The organism is Clostridium tarantellae (assembly GCF_009295725.1).
GTDB classification, from domain to species: Bacteria; Bacillota; Clostridia; order Clostridiales; family Clostridiaceae; genus Sarcina; species Sarcina tarantellae.
This window is the reverse complement of the sequence record NZ_WHJC01000479.1, coordinates 1-1,588: the sequence shown is the minus strand read 5'-3', so window position 1 is coordinate 1,588 and position 1,588 is coordinate 1. Positions and strand designations below refer to the sequence as shown.

Sequence of the window (1,588 nt, the reverse complement as noted above, 5' to 3'; positions counted from 1 at the left end):
TTCTTAAATCACATACTATTTTTAAAACTATAAAAAGAAAGGATTATTAGCACTTATTATTGAAAAAATTAAATTTTATTTATTTTCTCAAAAAAAAATCAGCAAATAAATATCCAGAACTTATGAAAAGAAAATTCCAAATTACAACACCTATAGTTGTAGATATAATAAATTTAGAAAAATTAACTTTTGCAACACCTTCTACACAAGATACTAAAGTTCTTATAACTGGTATTAATCTACAAAATATTCCACCTATTTTTTTTCTTTCATTAATAACTTTTATAGTTTTATCTACAAAAGGCTTAAATTTAGGAAATTTATTTGTAGCTTTAGTTAAAAATTTTTTTCCACCATAAAATCCAATAAAATATAAGATTAGATTACCTAAAATACCAGCTATTACAGTAAGCAACATAACAACTAAATAGTTTAATTCGCCTCTAGAAATTAATATTCCTATAGCAGGCATTATAACCCCTGCTGGTAGTGCTGGAAAATTTAAGTGTTCTAAAAATATTAAAATAAACATTACTAATAAACCATATTGTGAAATGTAACTTAAAGCTGTTTGTATATTCATATATTTTTTCCTCCATAATAACATTATTATATTATTATGTAATTTTTAAAATTTAATTCTTTTAGTAATAATTAATTAAATTTCATAAAAAATACTGCTAATGAATTTAACATTAGCAGTATTTTTTATGAATTAACTTAATCTCTTAATTTTGAAAGTAATTTTAAAATCTCAGTATAAAGCCATATTAATGTAACCATTAATGAAAAAGCACTATACCATTCCATATATTTAGGTGCTCCTAATTTAGTAGCTTTTAATATAAAATCATAATCTAAAATTAAATTTAAAGTAGCAATTCCAACTACTAAAATACTAAATATAATTCCTATCAATCCAGATCCAAATATAGCTAAATTAACTCCAAAAATTCCACAAATTATTCCAATAAAGTAAGTAATACCAATAGTTAACATAGAAATTATTACTGTTTTTCTAATTTTATCTGCAATACTTGGTGCACTTCTATAAATCAATAAAGTTATAACTACAGCTACAAGAGTTAATATAATGGCTGGAAAAACTATTCCAGGATATATATTTTCAAAAATTCTAGATAATCCTCCTAATAAAATTCCTTCACAAGCTGCATAAAAAACAGCAGTAAATTGTGCGATTTTAGGAATAAATGCAGTAGCTAATCCTAAAATAACTGAAGCTATAGCTGCAACTATAGTAATACTTTTATAATTTATAGTAGAATTTTGTAATGATATCCAACTATATACAAATGTTGATGATAAAATTAATAATAAAATAAAGGTTTTAGTTATTGTTCCTTTTATACTCATTGTAGTATTGTCTTCTACCACATTTTTAAATCCTAAAGTTAAAGCTGGATTCGAACTTTTTGTATTCATAATTAATCTCTCCTTATTAAATATAATTTTTTATAATATACCATTATTCTATGGCATTTTTATTTCAAAACTTAAATTTCTAATTGTTCTATATATACAGAATATTTACTGCAATTTTCACATAATATAATGGTTAATATATAAC

The 1,588-nt window shown here is 22.5% G+C and carries 2 protein-coding genes; both read right to left on the bottom strand.

Translation table 11 applies throughout. From position 1 onward, the window contains the following. Window positions 1–79 precede the first annotated feature (79 nt). Window positions 80–583 (bottom strand): DedA family protein, encoded by a 504-nt coding sequence (locus GBZ86_RS15760; RefSeq protein WP_152892230.1) that lies wholly within the window; start codon window positions 581–583, stop codon window positions 80–82. 137 nt (window positions 584–720) lie between these two features. Then, window positions 721–1,443: a Bax inhibitor-1/YccA family protein gene (locus GBZ86_RS15755; RefSeq protein ID WP_152892229.1), complete on the bottom strand. Its 723-nt coding sequence runs from the start codon at window positions 1,441–1,443 to the stop codon at window positions 721–723. Between the last annotated feature and the right edge of the window lie 145 nt (window positions 1,444–1,588).